General features: G+C 40.7%; 1 protein-coding gene. It reads right to left on the bottom strand.

The genetic code is table 11. The features are described 5' to 3' along the window. Positions 1-393 (bottom strand): PTS transporter subunit EIIC (locus DYI42_RS24100; RefSeq protein ID WP_213549664.1); only part of this gene is annotated, 393 nt, incomplete at both ends.

The following is a 393-nucleotide window of genomic DNA, read 5'->3' as shown; positions in this document are numbered from 1 at the left end:
GTTGTAACACCATGCGGCTAAAGCACCCATGATAATACCACCAAACACACCCGTTTGTAATGTTGGAATCCCTAATACTAAGGCATGTGCTGGTTCTTTCGCTGCTTGACTTAATTCTTTTGCCCCTTTGGCATATGAGAAAATGTCATCAATTGTAATGTGCAACACTTTCCCCATTGTTGCATTCATAATTAAGTAACCTACTAGCGCTGCTAATGCTGCAACTCCGTCTCCTCCTGCTAATCCAAGTGCTGTACCAACTGCAAATAATAATGGCAAGTTATCAAATACAACTTGTCCTGCTGCTTCCATGACCGACGAAATCATTACAATGATATCGTTTTTTAACCATGGTGCAATTTCTACTAATTGTTCGTTGTGCATTGCGTTACC

The sequence above is a fragment of the Vannielia litorea genome (assembly GCF_018424695.1).
Classification (GTDB): domain Bacteria; phylum Pseudomonadota; class Alphaproteobacteria; order Rhodobacterales; family Rhodobacteraceae; genus Vannielia; species Vannielia litorea_A.
This window is presented reverse-complemented; position numbering and strand designations above follow the sequence as displayed.